Raw genomic sequence first — 639 nt, forward strand, 5'->3', positions numbered from 1 at the left:
TAGCGCGTTCCATGTCACAACATACTAAAAGTGCTACGCCAAAAATTATCGACACAAGCGCAATTATTGATGGTCGTATTTTAGAAGTCATTCGTTGCGGTTTTATCGATGGCAATATTTTAATTCCACAAGGTGTTATTAATGAATTACAAATTGTTGCAGATTCAAATGACAGTGTTAAACGTGAAAAGGGTAAAAGAGGCTTAGATATTTTAAATGAATTGTATGATTTAGACTATCCTACAAAGGTTATACATCCAACTAAAACACATAGTGATATTGATACGATGTTATTAAAACTAGCAAAACAATATCATGCAAGTATTATAACGACAGATTTCAACCTAAATAAAGTTTGTCATGTACATGGTATTAAAGCATTAAATGTTAATGATTTATCAGAAGCAATCAAACCTAATGTACATCAAGGTGATCAACTGCATATTTTACTGACAAAAATGGGTAAGGAGCCTGGTCAGGCAGTAGGATATCTAGATGATGGTACGATGGTGGTTGTTGATAATGCTAAAAATCTTATTGGCAGTCATGTCAATTTAGAAGTAGTCAGCTTATTGCAAACATCTTCAGGAAGAATTGTTTTTGCTAAAAAAATCGAAGATACAGTATCATTATAAAAAC

The 639-nt window shown here is 32.2% G+C and carries 1 protein-coding gene; it reads left to right on the forward strand.

Annotated elements, in window-relative coordinates; all coding sequences use genetic code 11:
- Nucleotides 1–635, forward strand: a 635-nt coding sequence (locus IDG60_RS28210) for a PIN/TRAM domain-containing protein (RefSeq protein ID WP_481906116.1), incomplete at its 5' end; no start/stop codon positions are given.
- Nucleotides 636–639 lie beyond the last annotated feature (4 nt).

The sequence above is a fragment of the Staphylococcus sp. EG-SA-2 genome (genome assembly GCF_017152085.1).